At 70.3% G+C, this 20253-nt stretch carries 19 protein-coding genes; 13 read left to right on the top strand and 6 right to left on the bottom strand.

The features are described from left to right. The first annotated feature begins 11 nt into the window (after positions 1–11). The 9 genes from MED01_RS14945 (at position 12) to MED01_RS14985 (ending at position 8342) form a co-directional block, all read left to right on the top strand. Entirely contained in the window at positions 12–356 is a 345-nt protein-coding gene (locus MED01_RS14945) for a cupin domain-containing protein (protein ID WP_091398731.1), read from the top strand. Next, positions 349–1065: a cupin domain-containing protein gene (locus MED01_RS14950; RefSeq protein ID WP_238669167.1), complete on the top strand. Its 717-nt coding sequence runs from the start codon at positions 349–351 to the stop codon at positions 1063–1065. The genes MED01_RS14945 and MED01_RS14950 overlap by 8 nt, the downstream gene beginning before the upstream one ends. A 169-nt stretch (positions 1066–1234) precedes the next feature. After that, complete coding sequence (locus MED01_RS14955) at positions 1235–2203, top strand: ABC transporter permease (RefSeq protein ID WP_238669168.1); 969 nt, start codon at positions 1235–1237, stop codon at positions 2201–2203. Positions 2204–2226: 23 nt separating this feature from the next. Next, the gene (locus tag MED01_RS14960; protein WP_112672984.1) at positions 2227–3231 is read left to right on the top strand and encodes an ABC transporter substrate-binding protein; all 1005 of its coding nucleotides are present in this window, start codon (positions 2227–2229) and stop codon (positions 3229–3231) included. A 43-nt stretch (positions 3232–3274) separates the two neighbouring features. Next, positions 3275–4030, top strand: coding sequence for an ABC transporter ATP-binding protein (locus MED01_RS14965; RefSeq protein ID WP_247669117.1), 756 nt, complete (start codon positions 3275–3277; stop codon positions 4028–4030). Between the two features lie 38 nt (positions 4031–4068). After that, the gene (locus MED01_RS14970) at positions 4069–5220 is read left to right on the top strand and encodes a Gfo/Idh/MocA family protein (protein WP_238669170.1); all 1152 of its coding nucleotides are present in this window, start codon (positions 4069–4071) and stop codon (positions 5218–5220) included. Further along, positions 5217–6368: a dihydrodipicolinate synthase family protein gene (locus MED01_RS14975; protein WP_238669171.1), complete on the top strand. Its 1152-nt coding sequence runs from the start codon at positions 5217–5219 to the stop codon at positions 6366–6368. The genes MED01_RS14970 and MED01_RS14975 overlap by 4 nt, the downstream gene beginning before the upstream one ends. After that, the gene (locus MED01_RS14980) at positions 6365–7168 is read left to right on the top strand and encodes a sugar phosphate isomerase/epimerase family protein (RefSeq protein WP_238669172.1); all 804 of its coding nucleotides are present in this window, start codon (positions 6365–6367) and stop codon (positions 7166–7168) included. Before MED01_RS14975 ends, MED01_RS14980 begins: the two co-directional genes overlap by 4 nt. Beyond that, positions 7161–8342: a purine-cytosine permease family protein gene (locus tag MED01_RS14985; RefSeq protein ID WP_238669173.1), complete on the top strand. Its 1182-nt coding sequence runs from the start codon at positions 7161–7163 to the stop codon at positions 8340–8342. The genes MED01_RS14980 and MED01_RS14985 overlap by 8 nt, the downstream gene beginning before the upstream one ends. Here the strand turns inward: MED01_RS14985 and MED01_RS14990 are convergent. Beyond that, positions 8339–8863 carry a hypothetical protein gene (locus MED01_RS14990; RefSeq protein WP_238669174.1) on the bottom strand — a complete coding sequence of 175 codons (525 nt, stop codon included), beginning with the start codon at positions 8861–8863 and terminating at the stop codon, positions 8339–8341. The two genes, MED01_RS14985 and MED01_RS14990, sit on opposite strands and share 4 nt — an antisense overlap. Further along, entirely contained in the window at positions 8850–9287 is a 438-nt protein-coding gene (locus MED01_RS14995) for a MarR family winged helix-turn-helix transcriptional regulator (RefSeq protein ID WP_196923344.1), read from the bottom strand. Before MED01_RS14995 ends, MED01_RS14990 begins: the two co-directional genes overlap by 14 nt. 126 nt (positions 9288–9413) lie before the next feature. On the opposite strand from MED01_RS14995, the gene MED01_RS15000 reads away from it, so the two are divergent. Together MED01_RS15000 and MED01_RS15005 are read left to right on the top strand one after the other, a co-directional pair. Then, positions 9414–9596, top strand: a complete 183-nt coding sequence (locus tag MED01_RS15000) for a hypothetical protein (RefSeq protein WP_238669175.1) — start codon at positions 9414–9416, stop codon at positions 9594–9596. 292 nt (positions 9597–9888) lie between these two features. Beyond that, on the top strand, positions 9889–12960 hold the full coding sequence (locus tag MED01_RS15005) for a S8 family serine peptidase (RefSeq protein ID WP_238669176.1): 3072 nt from the start codon (positions 9889–9891) through the stop codon (positions 12958–12960). Between the two features lie 161 nt (positions 12961–13121). Here the strand turns inward: MED01_RS15005 and MED01_RS15010 are convergent, their stop codons facing one another. From MED01_RS15010 to MED01_RS15020, 3 genes are read right to left on the bottom strand one after another with little or no spacing between them, the layout of a single operon-like run. Next, positions 13122–13493 (bottom strand): hypothetical protein, encoded by a 372-nt coding sequence (locus MED01_RS15010; protein WP_238669177.1) that lies wholly within the window; start codon positions 13491–13493, stop codon positions 13122–13124. A gap of 34 nt (positions 13494–13527) precedes the next feature. Next, entirely contained in the window at positions 13528–14052 is a 525-nt protein-coding gene (gene pyrE / locus MED01_RS15015) for an orotate phosphoribosyltransferase (protein WP_238669178.1), read from the bottom strand. Positions 14053–14096: 44 nt separating this feature from the next. Next, positions 14097–14741 (bottom strand): alpha/beta fold hydrolase, encoded by a 645-nt coding sequence (locus MED01_RS15020; protein ID WP_238669179.1) that lies wholly within the window; start codon positions 14739–14741, stop codon positions 14097–14099. A 190-nt stretch (positions 14742–14931) separates the two neighbouring features. Between MED01_RS15020 and MED01_RS15025 the strand changes: the two genes are divergently transcribed. Then, entirely contained in the window at positions 14932–15399 is a 468-nt protein-coding gene (locus tag MED01_RS15025; RefSeq protein WP_238669180.1) for a nuclear transport factor 2 family protein, read from the top strand. A 196-nt stretch (positions 15400–15595) separates the two neighbouring features. Here MED01_RS15025 and MED01_RS15030 read toward each other — a convergent pair whose 3' ends face one another. After that, positions 15596–19054, bottom strand: a complete 3459-nt coding sequence (locus MED01_RS15030; RefSeq protein ID WP_238669181.1) for a ThuA domain-containing protein — start codon at positions 19052–19054, stop codon at positions 15596–15598. 235 nt (positions 19055–19289) lie between these two features. Between MED01_RS15030 and MED01_RS15035 the strand changes: the two genes are divergently transcribed. Further along, the gene (locus MED01_RS15035; RefSeq protein ID WP_238669199.1) at positions 19290–20132 is read left to right on the top strand and encodes an SAM-dependent methyltransferase; all 843 of its coding nucleotides are present in this window, start codon (positions 19290–19292) and stop codon (positions 20130–20132) included. Positions 20133–20253 lie beyond the last annotated feature (121 nt).

Raw genomic sequence — 20253 nt, forward strand, 5'->3', positions numbered from 1 at the left:
GAGGCCCGGCCGTGTCCGATCGCTTCGCGGTACTTCAACTCGACGACCTGCCCGCCCGGCGCTGCTCGTGTGGAACCACCCGCCGCGGTTTCATCGCCGAGAGCGAGGGCCAGGCCAGCGTGCACCTGCTCCAGGTGCAGGACGCGGTGACCCACCACCACCGGATCGCCACCGAGTACTACGTCGTGCTCGCCGGTGAGGGCGAGATCGAGCTGGACGGCGTCCGTCACCCCGCTCGGCCGATGTCCGCTTTCCTGATCAAGCCGGGCTGCCGGCACCGGGCCATCGGCGATCTGACAGTGCTGCTGGTGTCCCTGCCGGCCGCTGACGACACCGACGAGTACTTCGATGCGTGATCGGCCGGCACCGCTGCCCGGCGGGGTCGGGGTGTCCCGGCTGCGCGTCTACGACACGGTGGCCCCGGACGGCCTGGTCGGCGGCACCCCGCACGTGCACCTGTGCTGCACCGAGGGGTACGTGGTGACCGACGGCGAGGGCGTGGTGCAGACCCTGACCATGGCCGGCTGTCGGGAGACGCCGCTGCGGCCGGGGGTGGTGGTCTGGTTCGAGCCGGGCACCGTGCACCGCCTGGTCAACGGGGGCGGGCTGAGCATCGTGGTGCTGATGCAGAACAGCGGCCTGCCCGAGGCGGGCGACGCGGTGCTGACCTTCCCACCCGAGGTGCTGGCCGACCCGGCCGCGTACGCCGTGGCGGCGGCGTTGCCCGACGGGGGAGCGCCGGGCGCGGACGTGCGCGCCGCGTACCGCCGTCGGGATCTGGCGGTGACCGGCTTCCAGACGCTGCGCTCCGGTGGTCCGGCGGCGCTGGCCGCGTTCCACGCCCACGCGATCGCCCTGCGCCAGCCGTTGCTGACGCGGTGGCGGCAGCGGTGGGAGGCCGGCGCGGGACGCGCCGCCGCCGACACCGCCGCGCAGCTCGACGCCCTGGAGCGGGGGGAGCCCGGGTACCTGGGCGACGCCGGCGTGTACGCGGTGAACGAGCCGCTCGAGCGGGGCCGGTTGGGTATGTGCGGCCTCCTCGACACCTATCCGGCGGCCGCCTGACAGTCCCTTCGGGACTGCTGTCGGGCGGCTGCCAGGCATCGGTGGAAACAGATCGAGGAAAGGCCTTGCCCGGCGTGAGGGGGCCGCCTACGCTCCAGGAAAGCGTTTGCCTGATCCGTCGACCGGCCCCGGTGAATGGGCGTCGTGCCGGGCCCCGAGGAGGTTCCGCGTGACCGAGAACTCTTTGGACACGGCGGGCCGGCAGGCCGCCGCCGACCAGGCCGGTGGTGCGCGAGCAACCGCTGCCGGGCCCGGCGGTGTCGGTGCGGACGGCCGCGACGGCACACCTTCGTCCACTGTGGTGAAGCCGCCGACCGGCGGCGGGCGTCCACCACGTCCCACGCTCGGTCGACGGGCGGTGACCTTCGCCGACTCGCTCTGGCGCCCGGCGTTGGTGCTCGCGGTCTTCTTCGCCGCCTGGTGGTTCGTGGCGGCCCGCGAGTACGTCCCGAACTACCTGGTGCCCACCCCGGGCCAGGTCTGGGAGACGATGACCACCCAGTGGTCCGAGCTGGCCCGGCACACAGTGGTGACCCTCTACGAGACGGTGCTCGGCTTCGTGCTGGCCGCCGCGTTGGGTCTGGTCACAGCGGTCGCCATCGCCTACTCCCGCACCCTGGACAAGGCGCTCTACCCGATCGTCCTGTTCGCACAGGTCATCCCGAAGATCGCCATCGCGCCGCTGCTGGTGGTCTGGTTCGGCCTCGGCCTCACACCGAAGATCATCCTGGCCGTGCTCATCGCGTTCTTCCCGGTGGTCATCTCCGGCGTGGCCGGGCTGCGCTCCACCGACCCGGAGCTGCTCGACCTCGCCGCCACGATGGGCGCCGGGCCGTGGCGCACCTTCCGCAAGATCCGCTTTCCGAACGCGTTGCCGCACCTGATGGCCGGCCTGAAGGTGGCCGTCACCCTCGCCGTGGTCGGTGCCGTGGTCGGTGAGTTCGTCGGCGCCAGCGAGGGGCTCGGCTACGTCCTGTTGCTGGCAAACGGCAACCTCGACGCCCCACTGCTGTTCGCCGACCTGATCCTGATGTCGGCCATCGGCATCGTCCTGTTCGTCCTGGTCGAGATCGCCGAGGCACTGCTCATTCCGTGGCACGCCAGCCGCCGGGCCGGCGTGTCCCTCACCACCTCCTGACCGACCCCATCACGGAGGCACCGATGAAACGCACCGCCACCACCATCCTGGCCACCGCCGCCCTGCTCCTCGCCGCCACCGGCTGCGGCGGGGACGATCCCGCCGGCAGCACCAACGCCGACGGCAGCAAGCAGGTCACCCTCACCCTCAACTGGGTGCCCTACGGCGAGCACGCGCCCTTCTACTACGGCCTGCAGAAGGGCTACTACTCCGCCGAGGGCATCGACCTGAAGATCCTGCCCGGCAACGGCTCGGGCAACACCGTCAAGCAGGTCGCCCAGAAGCAGACCGACTTCGGGTGGGCGGACAGCCCGGTGCTGCTGAAGTCGGTGGCCAGCGGCATGCCGGTGCGCAGCCTCGGCGCGTACCTGGAGAAGGGCCCCTCCTCCGTGGAGTTCTTCACCGAGGAGAACATCAAGACCCCGGCCGACCTCAAGGGAAAGACCGTCGGCGGCACCCCCGGCGACGCCCTCTACGCGACCTTCCCGGCCTGGCTGGAGAAGAACGGCCTCAAGAAGGACGACGTCAAGGTGGTCAACGTCGACGCCGCCGGCAAGATCGCCGCCCTGGCCGAGGGCAAGGTCGACGCCATCATGGGCTTCTTCCACGACCAGGCGCCCACCATCGAGAGCAAGACCGGCAAGAAGGTCGACGTGCTGCTCTTCGCCGACTACGGGATGAACCTGCTCGGCACCGGCCTGATCGCCAACACCCAGACCCTGCAGAAGGACCCGGAGCTGGTCCGCAAGTTCGTCCGGGCAACCCAGAAGTCCTGGGCCGACGCCGCCCGGGACCCGGCCGGCGCGGTGAGCGCGATGACGGCTCTGGCCGAGAACGAGCCGGCGCCCGAGGTGCTCACCAAGCAGCTCACCCTCAACATGCCACTGATCGGCGCGGACGGCCCGCCCGGGGTGAACACCGAGGCCCAGTGGAGCGAGACCATCGACCTGATGTCGCGCTACGCCGAGCTGAAGGACCCGGGAGCGCCCAGCGCGTACTGGGACTCCTCGTACGCGGCGCAGGGGTGACCCGGTGACCGCCGCGCCGGCAGCCACCGGCACCGCCATCGGGATGTCCGGGTTGACAGTCCGGTTCACCACCCGACGGTCGCAGACCACAGCGTTGGACGACGTGTCGCTGGACATCGAGCCGGGCGAGTTCGTCACGATCGTCGGCCCGTCCGGCTGCGGCAAGTCCACCCTCCTGAAGATCGTCGCGGGGCTGGTCAAGCCGACCAGCGGTGACGTTTCGCTGCTGGAACGCCCGGTGCGCGGCCCGCAGAAGGAGATCGGCTTCGTCTTCCAGAAGGCCGCCCTGCTGGAGTGGCGCGGTGCCCGAGCCAACATCCTGCTCCAGGCCGAGATGCGCGGCATGGACCGGGCGCAGGCGGCCCGCCGCGCCGACGAGCTGATCGAGATGACCGGCCTGACCGGCTTCGAGAAGGCGTTGCCACACGAGCTGTCCGGCGGCATGCAGCAGCGGGTGGCGCTCTGCCGCGCGCTGCTGCACTCCCCGCCGGTGCTGCTGATGGACGAACCGTTCGGTGCCCTGGACGCGCTGACCCGCGAGCAGATGAACGCCGAACTGCACCGGATCTGGCGGGAGACCGGGACCACAGTGGTGCTGGTCACCCACTCCATCGCCGAGGCGGTCTTCCTCGGCACCCGGGTCGTGGTGATGAGTCCCCGGCCCGGCCGGATCATCCGCACCTTCCCGGTCGAGCTGCCGGCGCACCGCGACTACGCGCAGGTGATGTCGGATCCCCGCTTCGACCGGCTCGCCACCGACCTGCGTGGGTTGCTCGGCAGCGCGGCCGCCAACCACTGAGCGCGGATCGGCACGACCAGCACGACGGAAGGAACACCATGACCCGCAGGTCGATCGGCATCATCGTCAACGGCGTGACCGGACGGATGGGCTACCGGCAGCACCTCGTCCGGTCGCTGCTGGCCATCCGCGAATCCGGTGGTGTGGCGTTGGCCGACGGCACCACCATCTGGCCGGAACCAGTCCTGGTCGGGCGCAACGAGACGAAGCTCCGGGAGCTCGCCGAACGGCACGGGCTGACCGACTGGACCACCGACCTGACCTCGGCGCTGGCCCGCGACGACGTCGAGATCTACTTCGACGCGCAGGTCACCCAGCAACGGGAGAAGGCGATCCGGCAGGCCATCGAGGCCGGCAAGCACATCTACACGGAGAAGCCCCTCGCCGAGGACACCGCGGCGGCCCTCGACCTGGCCCGGGCGGCGGACGCGGCCGGCGTCCGCACCGGTGTCGTGCAGGACAAGCTCTTCCTGCCCGGTCTGCGCAAGCTCAAGCGCCTCATCGACGGCGGCTTCTTCGGCCGGATCCTCTCGGTGCGCGGCGAGTTCGGGTACTGGGTCTTCGAGGGCGACTGGCAGCCCGCTCAGCGGCCGTCGTGGAACTACCGGGCCGAGGACGGCGGCGGCATCGTCGTCGACATGTTCCCGCACTGGCACTACGTGCTGGAGGAGCTGTTCGGCAGGGTCACGGCCGTCTCCTGCGTGACCGCCACCCACGTGCCCGAACGGGTCGACGAGGCGGGTCGCCCGTATGCCGCCACTGCCGACGACGCCGCGTACGCCACCTTCGAACTCGACGGCGGAGTGATCGCGCAGATCAACTCCTCCTGGGCGGTGCGGGTGTACCGCGACGAGCTGGTGGAGTTCCAGGTCGACGGCACGGAGGGCAGCGCGATCGCCGGCCTGCGCAACTGCCGGGTGCAGCACCGGGCGGTCACCCCGAAGCCGGTGTGGAACCCGGACCTGCCGGCCACCGAGGACTTCCGCGCCCAGTGGGCCGAGGTGCCCGACAACGAGGAGTTCGACAACGGCTTCAAGGTGCAGTGGGAGGCGTACCTGCGGCACGTGGTGGCCGGTGAGCCGTTCCGGTGGGACTTCCTGGCCGGCGCGCGCGGCGTGCAGCTCGCCGAGCTGGGGCTGCGCTCCGCCCGCGAGGGTGGTCGCGTCGAGGTGCCGGAGCTGCGCTCATGACGGCCGAGGTGGTGCTGCCCGGTGGACGGCGGCACCGGTTCGCCGGGGGTGGCGGCTTCGCCCGGCCGGGTGCGCCGGCGACCAGCCGGATCGCGTACGCCGCGGCGCACGTGGTCGCCGATCCGGGCGCGGAGAACGTGCCGGGTGCACCGGCGGCGGTGGACTGGGACACCACCCTCGCCTTCCGGCGGCATCTCTGGTCGTACGGGTTGGGGGTCGCCGAGGCGATGGACACCGCCCAGCGGGGGATGGGGCTGGACTATCCGGCCACCCGGGAGCTGATCCGGCGCAGCGCCGCCGAGGCCCGCGCGGTCGACGGGCGGATCGTCGCCGGGGTCGGCACCGACCAACTGCCGGTCGGCCCGGCCACACTGGCGGCGGTCACCGCCGCGTACGCCGAGCAGCTCGACGACGTGCGCGCCGCCGGAGCCCGGCCGGTGCTGATGTGCAGCCGGCACCTGGCCGCCGCCGCGCGCGGCCCGGAGGACTACCTGCGGGTGTACGACGAGCTGCTGAGCGCTGCCGACGAACCGGTGGTGCTGCACTGGCTGGGTCCGATGTTCGACCCGGCGTTGACCGGCTACTGGGGTGCTGCCGACCTGGACCTGGCCGCCGACACGGTGAGCGAGCTGATCAAGGCACATCAGTCCACCGTGGACGGCATCAAGGTGTCGCTGCTGGACGCCGACCGGGAGGTCGCGTTGCGCCGTCGCCTGCCGGCCGGGGTACGCCTCTACACCGGTGACGACTTCCACTACCCGGAGCTGATCCGGGGCGACGAGGTGGGTCACTCCGACGCGCTGCTCGGGGTGTTCGCGGCCATCGCGCCGGCCGCCGCCGCGGCGCTGGCCGCCCTGGACCGGGGGGACCTGACGGCGTACGACGAGATCTTCGGGCCCACCGTGCCGCTGGCCCGGCACCTGTTCGCGGCGCCGACCTGGCACTACAAGACGGGGATCGTGTTCCTGGCCTGGTTGGCCGGGCACCAGGACCATTTCACGATGGTCGGTGGCGCGCAGTCCGGCCGGTCTCCGGCGCACCTGGCCGCACTGCTCACCCTGGCCGACGCGGCAGGGCTGCTGCCCGACGCCGACCTGGCCGCGGCCCGCGCCCGAGCGCTGTTCACGGTGGCGGGGGTGGAGCAGTGAGCCTCGCGCGGTTCTCGTTCAACCAGGCGACCGCCCAGCGTTGGCCGCTGCCCGACGCGGTGGCCGGGTGCGTGGCGGCCGGCGTACCGGGCATCGGCCTGTGGCGGGAGCCGGTGGCCGAGTACGGGTTGGCCCGCTCGGCGAAGCTGGTCCGCGACGCCGGCCTCGCCGTCACGTCGCTGTGCCGGGGCGGGTTCTTCTCCGCCGACGACTGGCGCGCGGAGAATCTGCTGGCCATCGAGGAGGCGGCTGCCCTCGGTGCCCCGGAGCTGGTGCTGGTCTCCGGTGGGCTGCCGGCCGGCAGCCGGGACATCGACGGCGCGCGGCGTCACGTCGCCGACGCGATCGGCGAGCTTGCCCCGCACGCCGAGGCCGCCGGGGTACGGCTGGCCATCGAGCCGCTGCACCCGATGTTCGCCGCCGACCGGTGTGTGATCGCCACCCTGGGCCAGGCGCTGGACATCGCCGAGCGCTTCGACCCGGCGGTGGTCGGCGTGGTGGTCGACGCGTACCACGTCTGGTGGGACGACACGGTGTACGCGCAGATCGCGCGGGCCGCCGCCCGGATCGCCGCGTTCCAGGTCTGCGACTGGGTGACCCCGCTGCCCGAAGGGGTGCTGCTCGGCCGGGCGTTGCCCGGTGACGGCTGCATCGAGCTGCGTCGGCTGCGCGAGGCGGTGGACGCCGCCGGCTACGTCGGCCCGATCGAGGTGGAGGTCTTCTCCGCCGAGGTGTGGGCGCGTCCGGGCGCGGAGGTGCTCGACGCGGCGATCGCCGGCTACCTGCGCCACGTTGCCTGACAGCCCGGAACGGCGGTGGCCGGCGGCGGTCGGCGCCTGGCTGGGCATCGGCACCGCACCCGCCACACTGGTGCTCGGCGCGGCGATGGCCGCCCGACACGGCGGCGCGGTGCCGGTGGCGGGGCTGCTGGTCGGCGGGGCGCTGATGACGGCCCTGCTCTGGGGGCAGGGTCGGATCGGGCTGCGCCGACCGCTCGGCGACGGCGGGACGTTGACAGCGGTACTGCCCGCGTACCTGGGGGACACCTCGCGGTTGCTGCTGGCGGCGGTGCTGGCCGTGTCGATGGTCGGTTGGAACGGGTTCAACGTCGGCCTTGGCGGGGCCTCGCTGGCCGCGCTGACCCACCTGCCGGGCTGGACCGGGCCGGTGCTGCTGGAGGTGGCCGTCCTCGCCGTCTCCTGGGCGCCGGCCCGGCTCGGCAACCGGGTCGCTGTGGTCACCACGCTCAGCGCGGTGGTGCTGGTCGGCTGGTGCCTGACGGTGCTTCCACCACCCGGCGCGCCGGTCCGCCTCGCCGGCGGCGGGCTCGCCGACGCCGCCGCGCTGATCGGGTACGCGGCCGTGTTCGCGCTGCGCGCACCGGACTTCAGCGTGGGCCTTTCCCGAAGGCGGGACCTGGCCTGGTGCGTGGGGCTGCTGATCGGGCCGGCGTTGCTCGGGGTGCTCGCCGGGGCCGGCCTGTGGCTGCGGACCGGCTCGGCCGACGTGGTCGCGCTGCTCGCCACCGGCACGGGGCTGGCCGCGTACGCGAATCTGTTCGTCGCGGTGGCGGTCTTCGCGGCGGCGCTGACCACCACGTACTCCGGTTCCCTGGCGTTGCGTGGCCTGGCTCCCCGCCTGCCGGCGCGGGCGGCGATGCTGCTCGTCGCGGTGCTCGGCGGGATGCTGGCGGTGGCGCGGTTCGACCGTCTGGTGCTGCCCTGGCTGACTCTGCTGGCGGCCGCGTTGCCGGTGCTGGTGGTGCCGATGGCGGTGGAAGCGGGGGCCCGTCGGCGCGGTCGCGTCCCGCGTACCGTGCCCGCCTGGTGCTGGATGCCGCCGGCGCTGCTCGCGGTCGCCTGCACGCTCGCCGGGGTGGCTGTCGCCCCACTGCTCGGGTTGGCCCTGGCCGCGACGTGCACAGTGCTCTGGCGTCGTCGGGGCGCGGCTCGGGTGGCCCGTGGTGGGGCCTAGCGGGTGGCGTGCGGGCCGTGGTCGCTGACCTGGGCGTCGAACCAGTGGTGGAGGGCATCGCGAAGCCCTGCGTCGTTCGTGGTGTAGGTGGCGCGCGCGCCGTCGGGGATGGCCTCGTACTCGATGGTGATCCGCCCGCCGTGTGCCCGAAGCGTTGCCAGGCCGGGCATTCCGGTGCCGTGGATGCGGGCGGGATCGCTGAAGTCGCCGCGCCGGAACCGCTCAACCTCCGCCGTCAGATGCTGTTGGACGAGGGTGATCTGGGTGGTGTCCTGCGGGTCGTCGGCGACCACGGTCTGCACCCCGCCGGTGTCGGTCCCGGTGAAGCGGTGCGTGGTGCGGTCCAGGTCGAACGGCATGACCGACGCGCCTCGCTCGGCGACGTCGGCCTGTCGACTGGAGGTCGTCGTTGTCGGTGTCGACGGTGCGGGCTCGTCGGCGCAGCCGCTGCTCAACGCGGTGACAGCGATGGCTGCCAGGAGCAGAGCCCGTTGGGAACGAGGGCGGTCAGAACGGTTCACCGGTGGCCTCCGCGAGGGTCTGGAGCGCACGCACCACTGCCGAGCGCTGGTCGTCGGGGACGCGATCGAGCAGGGCGGTGAGCCGGTCCCGGCGGGCGTCGGCCTGCCGCGCGGCGGCAGTGGTGCCCGCGGCGGTCAGCAGGAGCAGAACACCGCGACCGTCACCCTCGGCTGCTTCCCGGTGCACCCAGCCTCGGTTGACCAGGTTGGCGACCAGGCGGCTGATGCTGCTCTTCTCCAGCCGCAGCCGGCGGGCCAACTCCACCTGCCGGAGCTGCCCCTCCCGGGCGATCTCCACCATGGCGTGTGCCTCCGACACCGGCAACTGTTGTCCGCAGGGAGTCCGGTCGGGCTGATGGAGGCCGAAGTTGCGGACGAACCGCATCAGTGCCTCCTGAGCCGCGTCGAGCTCACCATCCTGCATGGTTCGACGGTACAACCAGGTGGTTCGGCCGTGCAACCATTATGGAGAGAACCCGCATTCGAGCCAGGTCGAGCTGGTCGGCAGGGCACCGGAGAACCGCGGCAACCCGCTCACACCGGTTTCCCGATGCTCCAGGCCTTGACTCCGTACGGCGATGCGGTCTTCAACCAGCGGCAAGTACCGCTGCTGTTGGCGGAACTGGACCGGCTTCCCGCCGTCCGGGGTGGCGACTCGGTCGGTCAGGCCCGCGAGTTGTGCCGGGTCGTCGAGAGGGAAACACACCTCTATCTGTGGTTCATCGGCGACTGACTACGCCTGAACGGCGTCAAGTGATGGGGCGTAGGTGCTGCTCGATCCTGTCTCGGCGGGTCGGCGGCGCCCCGCTGCTCGGGCTGGCCCTGCTGGGGTGTCCGCCCTGCTCTGGCGGCCTCTGCAAAAAGTGATCTAGGCGCGGCCGGCAGAACGTGATCTTATACGCACCGGCGATCCGTAACACCGTGCAAACCATCGATTAACCATCGGCGGCTTAGGTGGGGGAGCGCTCCCATCAGCGGATCGCGATCGTGAAGAGCTCCACAAGGGAGCAATCGAAAGGAGCCTCGTGGCTACAGGCACGAGCGGAAACAGGCTGCGAAGACTAGCGATACCTACGCTGGTCGTCGCCCTGATCACCGGTACCACCGGTGTCGCGGGAACGGCGTCGGCGGCACCCGCAGGTTCGCCGGGTAACGGCAGTGGCGCCGGTTACTTCACCGCCGGGTCCGACCAGAAGGTCACCCTGACCGACGGGGCCGACCGCCGACCAGGCGGCAACCGTGCGGCCACGCCGAAGGCAGCCGTCGACGAGACCGGCTCCGGCATGTACGTCGTCGAGTTGGCCGAGGACCCGCTGACCACGTACACCGGTGGGGTGTCCGGTCTGGCCCGGACCCGCCCGGCGGCGGGCAACCGGCTGGACGTGACGTCGACGCCGTCGCGGGCGTACCGCCGGCACCTCGACACGCAACGGGCCGCCGTCGCGGCCGCTGCCGGGGTCACTGTCAACGCGGTCTACGCCACCGCCTTCAACGGGTTCTCGGCGAAGCTGACCGCCCAGCAGGTGAGCACGTTGCGGGCGGACAAGCGCGTCCGCGCCGTCACCGCGTCGCGGGCGCTCGGCACTCCGTTGACGCCGCCTCCCGCGACCACCCCGACGCCCGCCAACCCGACGCCCGACGCCCCGAGCGGCGCGGACCAGTCGGCGCCGACGGACCTGGCCGGCCGGCCGGCCAAGCCCGGCCCCGGCACGGGCGCGGGCATGGTGATCGGCGTCCTGGACACCGGCATCTGGCCGGAGAGCGCGTCGTTCGCCAAGAAGATGCCCGCTCCCGCGAACTGGCACGGCACCTGCCAGACCGGTGTGGCCTTCGTGGCCGAGCACTGCAACGGCAAGATCGTCGGCGCCCGCTACTTCGCCGACTCGTGGCTCGCCGGCGGTGGCTCGGTGCCCGAGGGTGAGTTCCTGTCCCCCCGCGACGCGGCCGGACACGGCACCCACACCGCCTCCACGGCGGCCGGCCTGCCGATTGCGAACGTCACGATCGACGGACGCCGCTTCGGTCCCGTCTCCGGCGTTGCGCCGGATGCTCAGATTGCCGTCTACAAGGTGCTCTGGGGTGGCATGGGCTACGACGCCGACATCATCGCCGGCATCGACGCGGCCGTCGCCGACGGCGTGCAGGTGATCAACTTCTCGATCGGCTCGCAGCTCGGCGACTGGGAGGCCAACACCCCCATCGGCATCGCCTTCCTCAACGCCACCCTGTCCGGGGTGTTCGTGGCGGCGTCGGCCGGCAACACCGGCATCGTGAGCGGGGCCATCAGCAACGCGGCACCCTGGGTGACCACCGTCGGCGCGGCGGTGACCAACCTCGACGAGGCGACCATCAAGCTCGGCGACGGCACCAAGCTTGTCGGCGGCTCCCTGGACGCGTTGCCCGGTGGCGACGCACGACCGATGGTCTTCGGCGACCAGGCCGGATCGCCGGACCTGGGCGCTGTGTACTGCGAGCCGGGCAGCCTCGATCCCGCCAAGATCAAGGGCAAGGTGGTGGCGTGTGCGCTGTCCGACACCTTCGCCTCTGCCGCCGAGGTGAAGGAGAAGGGTGGGGCGGCCATGGTGCTGTTCGACCCGGTCGGCAACTACCGGGTCAACTCCATCTACAACTTCCCGGTGGTCTACCTGCCGACGGAGAAGCAGGCCGGCACGCTGTTCAACTACCTGATGCGCCACCCCACCGACGCGAAGGCGTCCGTGCGCACCGGCGGTGACGGTTCCAGCGTCCCCGGCGTACCCAGCGTCGCCGACTTCTCCTCCACCGGCCCGGACAAGGTGACCTACGGCGTCTTCAAGCCGGACCTTGTCGCCCCGGGGTCGGACATCATCGCCGCGGTCTCACCGGCCGGCAACTTCGGGCGACAGTACGACGCGTACTCCGGCACCTCGATGGCCTCGCCGTACGTGGCCGGCGCGGCGGCGATCCTGCACGCCACGCACCCGGACTGGTCGCCGGGCAGGATCGCCTCCGCGCTGCGGACCACCGCCACCGACACCGTTGGCACCAGCAACCCCCTGGACCAGGGCAGCGGCTTCATCAACCTGGCCGGGGCCACCGACCCGGGACTGGTCATCGAGCCGACGGCGGCAGAGCTGACCAAGTTCAGCGAGACGGCCGCGCCCGACGGCAAGGAACTCAACCTGCCGGCCATCTCGTTGCGCGAGTACGACGGGACCCAACCGGTGACCCTCACCCGCACCCTGACCAACGTGGGCGAGGCCCGGGAAACCTACCGATCGTCGGTGTCCGGCCTGCCCGGCATGAAGGTCACCGTGTCGCCGGCATCGGTGACGCTGGCGCCCGGCAAGTCCGCGACGGTGACCATCACCGTGCGTCGGGGCAGCGCCCCCTGGGACCGGTACGTGACCGGGTCCATCACCTGGCACGGCAGGACCCACACCGCCCGCATCCCGGTCGCCGCCCGTCCGTGGGGGATCACCGCCCGGCCGTACGGTGACGATGGGGAGGAGTTCGGCCGGATGGCCAACGGCGCCTTCGGTCTGGTCCAGCCGGGCTTCACCGGGCCACTCACCGGCCGCAGCACCGGTTACACCCCGATGCAGCGGGAGTCGTACTCGATTCCGGCCGGCGTCTACGGCGGGGTGTTCGACCCGAAGGCATCCGGCGTGAAGAAGATTGACTTCACGGTGCCGGCGAACACCGCCGGCATCGTCGTCGAAGCCAACACCGACGACCCGAACACGAACCTCGATCTGTACCTGTACAAGGGCGACACCCTGATCTACAGCAGTGACAGGTTCTGGACCAGCGCGGAGCAGGCGTACAAGTTCCTGCCCGAGCCGGGGCGCTACACCGCCTACGTCTTCGCGCAGGTGCCCGGTGGTCCGGTGGTCGATTTCGATCTGGGCTACGCCATCATCGGCCGTAACGCCAAGTACGCGGGTGCCACGCTGACGATGCCCCCCACGGCAGAGCGCGGTCAGGGCTTCAACTTCACGCTGAAGCCGAAGAAGCCGCTGGCCGAGGGTGACTTCTGGGCGTACACCGAGTACCGCACCAACGGCACTGTGGTCCCCGGCAACCTCGTCTACACCCAACAGAGTTCCTGGCAGTAACCGTTCAGCCGGGTGTGGGGCGGTGCCGCGTGCACCGCCCCACACCCGCGAAACGAGGCAGGCCTTATCGCCGTGCCCGCCTTCGTCGGATCCTCGCAGCATCCGTGCCAGGCATGGGCGCCAGCGCACCCGCGGCCACGATGTCGGTGCACTCCGAGAACTTATTCGCCCCAGTCGAGTTGATGGCCGGGTACGCCGACCGTCCGGCCGTACTCCACGGCGGCGTCTCTTCCCGCGCGATCACCTTTGGTATAGCGGAAGACCCGACCGGGAAAGACGACGACGTGATCATCACCCACCTCGAAGTCCGCGTACCAGCCTTGATCGCTAGCCAAGGATCCAGCCAGCGCCGCTGCTACCTCGTCGGCTACCTCGTCGGGTGCCTCGAAGTCCAGAAAAGTCCAGACACTCGGCTGGTCAGCCGACGTTGACGTTGATACATCGTGCCGGCCGACTCGGACGACGCGTAGCGAAGGTACACGCACGTCGACGCCAACGCGCAGGCTCTCGGTCAGTAATCGTCCACGCAACATCAACCGACCTTCTCATGGAGCGGCACCAGAGCTGTCACGCGATCAGGGAAGCTTCGAGGTCGCGGCGGGTGAGGGCGGCGTGGAGTTGTAGCGCCTCGGCCGCCAGATTCTCACGACCGCCCTGCTCGCGGTCGATGGCGCAGACCACCGTCTCCACCTGGGCACCGATGGACCGTAGCTGTGCGCACGATGCCAGTAGTGCTCCGCCTGTGGTGACGACGTCCTCGATCAGTACGACACGCCGCCCATTCACCGGACCGCCCTCGGCGGCCTTGTTGGTGCCGTACTCCTTGGCATGTTTGCGCACGAAGACTGTCGGCAGCCCCGTCAGCTGCGACATCACCGTGGCGAGAGGGATGCCGCCCATCTCCATCCCCGCCAGCACATCGCACTCCGGCAGCATGGCCACCATCGCTTCGGCGACCTCGCGCAACAGGTCCGGCTGCCCTTCGAACAGGTACTTGTCGAAGTACTCCTCGCTGACCTGCCCGGATCGTAGACGGAAATGTCCGGTGAGATGGCAGGTGTCGTAGACGCGGCGCGCGAGCGGGTGAGTCACCTGCTCAGCCTCGCATCTCGCCCGGATCAAGCAATCATGGGCCTTCAGTGCAGCGGGTACGCGATGAGGCGGTCGGCGAGTTGCTTCGGGTGGCTGAGGGGGACCGCGTGGCCGCCCTCAATGTCGTCCGGGACTGTGCCGAGCCGGTCGGCGGCCACCCGGCGCTGGAAGTCCGCTGGGAAGAACCGATCCTCACGTGCGATGAGCACCGTCGTCGGCACGTCTGGCCAGGCGTCCAGGGGCCACGGCTCGTTCCCCTCCGCGCTGACCTGGTCCCGGCTGTGTGTCGCTGCCTCCGCTACGACCTCGGCGGGCACGCCGTTGTAGAACTGCTGCTCCTCGCTGAGCCCTTTCGGGCTCCGGTAACCGGTGTTGGCCCACCAGTCGCCGGGTCTCTCACCGGGCTTAGGGATCATCGGTGTGAGTAGGACGATCCGCCGCACCGGCAGCTTGTCGGCAATGAGCGGCGCGGTGAACGCGCCGTACGAGTGTCCGACGACCACGAGATCTCTCCGGTCGCCGATCGCGTCGACGACCGTCTGGCAGAACTCGGGGAACCCCGCGGAGCTGTCCTCGATCGGCAGTTCCGGTACGACCACGTCGTGGCCGCGGCCGGTCAGCTCGGGGACAAGGAGATGCCAGTCCCAGGCGCTGCCCCCGCCGCCGTGGATCAGAACGAAAGTCGCCATGCCGGGGAGCCTCACACACAGGTACGACAGCCACTGCTCGCGGCCTTGCCGATGCGGCTGACGAGAGCGCTTCGGAGCAGTCACATCGAGGCTGAGGTCGGTAGGGTGCCGTCGATGGGATACCGGCCACCCCCGGAGGTCGTCCTCGGCGTGGCCCAGGCGCAATCTACTGATTCGAAGGAAGCCCGGCATGAGCAGCCCACGCGAAACTTTCCTCCGGCTGGTGAACGGTGTTTGCGACGGTCCGTACGAAGACTTGGCCGACCTGTACGCCGAACAAACCCATGTCACGCATCCGTTCCACCCGCTCAAGCCGCCGCCGCTGCGTAGCCGCAACGAACTGCACGAGCACTTCACCGCGCCGCCTCCGGTCGCCCGGACGCTGATCCGTAAGCCGGTCGACGTGACGATTCATGAGACTGCGGACCCGGAGGTGATTGTCGCCGAGTTTGCCTATCAGGGGCGGGTGGTCGAGACAGGTGAGGCATTCACGGTGCCATGCGTCTTCGTGATGCGTATCCGCAATGGGCTCATCATCGAGTCCCGGGATTACATCGACCCCATCGCCAGCGCGCGGGCCTGGGGTCAACTCGACAGCCTCTTGACCGCGCTCCGTCCACAAGACAGCACCACCATCGAGGGCACAGCCCGACCCTGAATCGCGCCCGACGCCCTGGGTGCGACTACCGCTGCCGGACGTCGCTGCTCTTCCCTTCCGTTGCGCCCTCTCCGCTCCGGGACGGCGGAACGGCCGCCGTCACCTCTCCAAGGACTGCGCCGAGGAACTCCGGGATCTGGGCGATCCGCATCGTAGCGCCGGCGGACGGGACGCTCCCGCCCGCCGGCGACCGGGTTCAGCTGACCGTGATGGTCAGGTTGAGCGAGCGGGTCTCCCCGCTGGTGTAGGTGACAGTCACCCGGGCGGTGAAGGTCCCCTTGCGGGGATAGGCATGGGTGGTCGACCGCAGTGTCGCCCCGTGTGTGATGGCGCTGTTGTCGCCGAAGTCCCACGCGTAGTCGGTGATGCTCTGCCCGGACGGCGCTGCCGCGGTGGCGGTGAGCGTGGTGGTCAGCGGTGCGGCGCCGCCGGTCGGGTTGGCGGCCAGGGACAACGTCCCGCCCGGCTCCTGTTTGACCCCGGCGCCGTTGAACCGCAGCCAGTCCAGGGCGAGCAGGTCCGGTGTGCCATTGACCTGGGCGGCGTTGACGAACTTCGCGTACAGGGTGGTCGTGCCGGTGGGCTTGTTGGTCAGCGTGACGGTGGGCGAGACCAGGTTGTCCCATCCGCCGGTGGAGCCGATGGTGGCAGTGCCGATCAGCGTGCCGGTGGGCGAGCCGGTGCGCAGTTCGATGGTGCCGCCGAGCCCGCCGTTGGTCACCCCGAGCGTCACCGAGCCGACGTTGCGCAGGTCCGCCGGACCGAACGCCACCCAGTCGTTGTGGTCGACCTCGCCGAGCCGCTTTCCGGCGCGGGCGGTGGCCCGGTCGTTGACAGTGACGCCGGACTGGGCGCTGAAGTGCTCGGCCTCCTTGCTCTTGGGCTGCAACTGGACGCGGGTCGAGCCGGTCAGCGCCGGTGCGCCGGCCGCGCCACCGTCGGTGTACTGCGCGGTGATCAGCGTGTAGAGGTTCTGCCCTGGCCCGTGGCCGTCACCGGCGTCCGCCTCGGTGGCGAGCAGCCCGGAGCAGCCGGTGTAGACGTCCAGCGGGTGGGCGTGCGAGTCGTGGCCGAGCTGCGTCTGCACTGTCACCTTGGCGCAGTCGATGCTGGTCTCCTCCGGGTCGGTGACCGTCACCGTGTACGGGATCTTGTCGCCGAAGTCGAAGAACCCGCCGTCGGGCACGCTGATGGTCACCGTCGGTCGGGTGTTGCCGACCACCACGTCGGTGACAGCGGTGGCGGTCAACCCGTTGCCGCTGTTGCGCACGGTCAGCCGGGCGGTGTGCTTGCCGGCCGTCGAGTAGGTGTGGCTCGGGTTGGCGGCGGTGGAGTCGGTGCTGCCGTCGTTTGTGAAGTCCCAGGCGTAGCTGAGCGCCGACCCGTCACCGGCGGACGACCCGGCCGAGGAGAACGTCACAGCGAGCGGCGTACGTCCGCTGTCCGGGCTGGCGGCGATCTTCGCGGTCGGTGGCCGCCCGTTGGCGACGTAGTCGATCCGGTAGATGCCCGCGCCGGCGTTGCTGCCGCCGCGACCGCTGCCGGTGCCCTCGCCGAAGTCGATGACGTAGAGCGAACCGTCAGGGCCGAACTCCGCCTCGAAGGGCTGGATCCAGCTCATGTTGTCGAAGATCCCGTTGATCGACTGGAGGTCACCCACTGCGGTCGGGCCGAAGCGCGCGTTGCTGAAGGTCTGCGCCGTCTTGTGGATCGACAGCGTCTTGAACCACCTGCGGGTCAGCTCATAGGTGATCCACTTGCCCTCGAAGTACTCCGGGAACTTCGTCGTGCGGGTGTTGGCCGGGTCGTAGTCGTAGACCGGGCCGCTCATCGGCCCGCCACCGCCGGTGCCCAGCTCGGGGAACTGGGTGGAGGCGGAGTACGCGTACCAGACCAGCGCGGACCTCGCCGCCGGCAGGTTGGTCAGGCCGGTGTTGTTTGGTGAGTTGTTCACCGGTGCGGCGCAGTTGAACTTCGCCCCCGAGGTGTTGGTGGCGAAGTTGTAGTCGTTGAACGGGATGTTGTTGCCCACGCAGTACGGCCATCCGAAGTTGCCGGCGCCGGTGATCCGGTTGAACTCGACAGTCCCCTCCGGACCACGGTTGGGGTCGGCGGCGCGGGCGTCCGGACCGTAGTCGGCCACCAGCACCGCGTTGGTCTGCGGTTCGATGGTGATCCGGAACGGGTTGCGCATGCCCATCGCGTAGATCTCCGGCCGGGTCCTCGCGGTGCCGGCCGGGAAGAGGTTGCCGCTGGGCACTGTGTACGTACCGTCGGATTGTGGGGTGATCCGCAGGATCTTGCCGCGCAGGTCGTTGGTGTTGCCGGCGGTGCCCTGGGCGTCCCAGGCGGCGCGGCCCGCGCGTTCGTCGACAGGGGTGTAGCCGCTGGAGGCGAACGGGTCGGTGTTGTCACCGATCGCCGCGTAGAGCCGTCCGGTGGCGTCCATGGCGAGCGACCCGCCCATGTGCGAGTTGGCCCGACCCTCGCCCCGGTAGGTGGGGATGGCCAGCAGGCGTTTCTCCGAGGAGAGCGCGACGCTGTTGTTGGCGACGGTGAACCGGGACAGGTTGAGCTGTTTGAGGGTCTTGTCCGACCAGAGCAGGTAGATCCAGCCATTGCTGGCGAAGTTGCGGTCCAGGGTCATCCCGAGCAGCCCGTCGGACTGGTCGGTCATCGCCGAGGTGTACGCGAAGTCCAGCAGCGTGGTGACCTGCAGGGTGTCGGAGTTGACCACCTTCAGCGCGCCGGTGCGTTGGATGTAGTAGACCTTCCGGTCCGGGCCGACGGCCAGTTCGAAGGGGTCGGCCAGGTTCTCGGTGACCAGCCCCACCCGTTCGAAGTTGCTGGTCCTGGTGGCCGAGCAGTCACCGGCGACCGCGCCGGCCGCCCACTCGATGCCGTAGCGCAGATGCTCCAGGAAGGTCGGGCTGCTGAACTGGGAACTGGCGTGCCCGCCGGCGGTGAACCAGGACCGCCCGCCGTCGTAACGCTGACACCAGGAGTACGCGTGGTCGACGCCCTCGTCCAGGCCGTTGATCCCGTCGCGGACCTTGATCTGGGCGAGGGTGTGCACGTTGCCGGTCGGGTTGGTCCGCCAGTTGTACCACTCCTCGCTCTGCTCCCAGAGCTCGGGCAGGTTACGCGTGGAGGGGTGCGCCCGGTCGAGCACCTTGACCCGGCCGGGGAAGGTGCCGCCGGTGGACGAGAAGTCGGGGTGGTAGTCGAAGATCGTGCCGACCAGGCCCTCGTACCACTGCCAGTCGCGTTCGCTGGCCGAGGCGGCGTGCAGACCGGCCCAGCCGCCGCCGTTGCGGATGAACGTCTGCAACGCGGCCCGCTGGCTGGTGTTGAGCAGGTCGCCCGAGGTCGGGAGGCTGTTGGTGTTGTTGAAGACCAGGGCGTCGAACGTGGCGAGGTTGGCGTCGGTGAACGCCGTCGCGTCGGTGGTGGCGACGACCTCGAAGTTGTGGGCGGTGCCGAGCTGCTGGATCGCGGCGATGCCGGCCGGGATCGAGTCGTGGTAGAAGTTGGTGATCTTGGAGAAGACCAGCACCCGGAAGCGCGGGGCGGCTTCGGCGGGCAGGGCGGTGATGCTCACCACTGTGGCGATGGCGAGCAGGATCAGGCAGAACGCACGGAGGTGTCGGGGCATGGGGGCGCTCCCTGTCGGACGGTGAGGGGTCGGAAAGCGCTTTCTCGCTGCCCGCATCACGGTACTGACAGCCAGTGACGACCGTCAATAGCCTCAGGTAAGCGGTTTCCCGCTCCGGTGGTGTCCGTATGTCGGTGGGCCCCACAGGGCCACGGGTGCGCCTTAAGATGTCCTCTGGATACGACCGGTGACTCTGCGAATGCAGCGTGTCCCGTCGACCTGGGGAGGTCTCGTGATGGTGCCGTCCACGTCGGAATTGCCCGAGGGTCGGGGTGCCGACCGGATCGACACCACGACGGTGCATCCGGCTCGCCGCTACAACTACTGGCTGGGCGGCAAGGACAATTTCGCCGTCGACCGGGAGTCCGGCGACCAGATCGCGGCCGTCTACCCGGGGGTGCGCACGCTCGCCCGGGAAAACCGGGCCTTCCTCGGCCGGGCGGTCCGGTTCCTCGCCGAGGAGGTCGGCGTCCGGCAGTTCCTCGACGTCGGCACCGGCATCCCGAGCGCCGACAACACCCACGAGGTGGCCCAGTCCGTCGCCCCCGACTCCCGGGTGGTCTACGTCGACAACGACCCGATGGTGCTGGTGCACGCCCGAGCGCTGCTGACCAGCAACCCGGCTGGCGTCACGGCCTACCTGGACGCCGACCTGCGCGAGCCGGAGCGGATCCTGGCCGACCCGCAGCTGTCCGCCACGATTGACCTGTCCCGGCCGGTGGCCCTGGTGCTGGTCGCCGTGACGCACTTCCTCACCGACGACGACCGCCCACACGAGCAGGTCGCCCGCCTGCTCGACGCGCTGCCGTCGGGCAGCTGGTTGGCGCTGACCCACTTCACCACCGACTACATCCCCACCGCGATCGTTGAGCGGATGTACGCCGAGTTCGCCTCCGGTCGGATGAAGCAGGACGCCGTGCCCCGCGACCGTGCCGAGTTCGCCCGCTTCTTCACCGGTCTGGAGCTGGCCGAACCGGGCATCGTCCCGGTCACCGAGTGGCGGCCGCGGGTGCCACCGGAGCTGCGTCCACCTCCGGCCGACGCCTCCCTCTACGGCGCGGTGGCCCGCAAGCCCTGACCGGTCCGATCAGGGCTTCGCCACTGGACACCGCGCGTGGGTGGAGCGATCTCTGGTGCGGCAGGTGGTGTGGAAGCCGTCGTCGTCATGGCACGACTGTCGCCAGCCGCGTCGACAGCGC

Origin of the sequence: Micromonospora alfalfae (assembly GCF_022230925.1) — a bacterium.
Classification (GTDB): Bacteria; Actinomycetota; Actinomycetes; order Mycobacteriales; family Micromonosporaceae; genus Micromonospora; species Micromonospora alfalfae.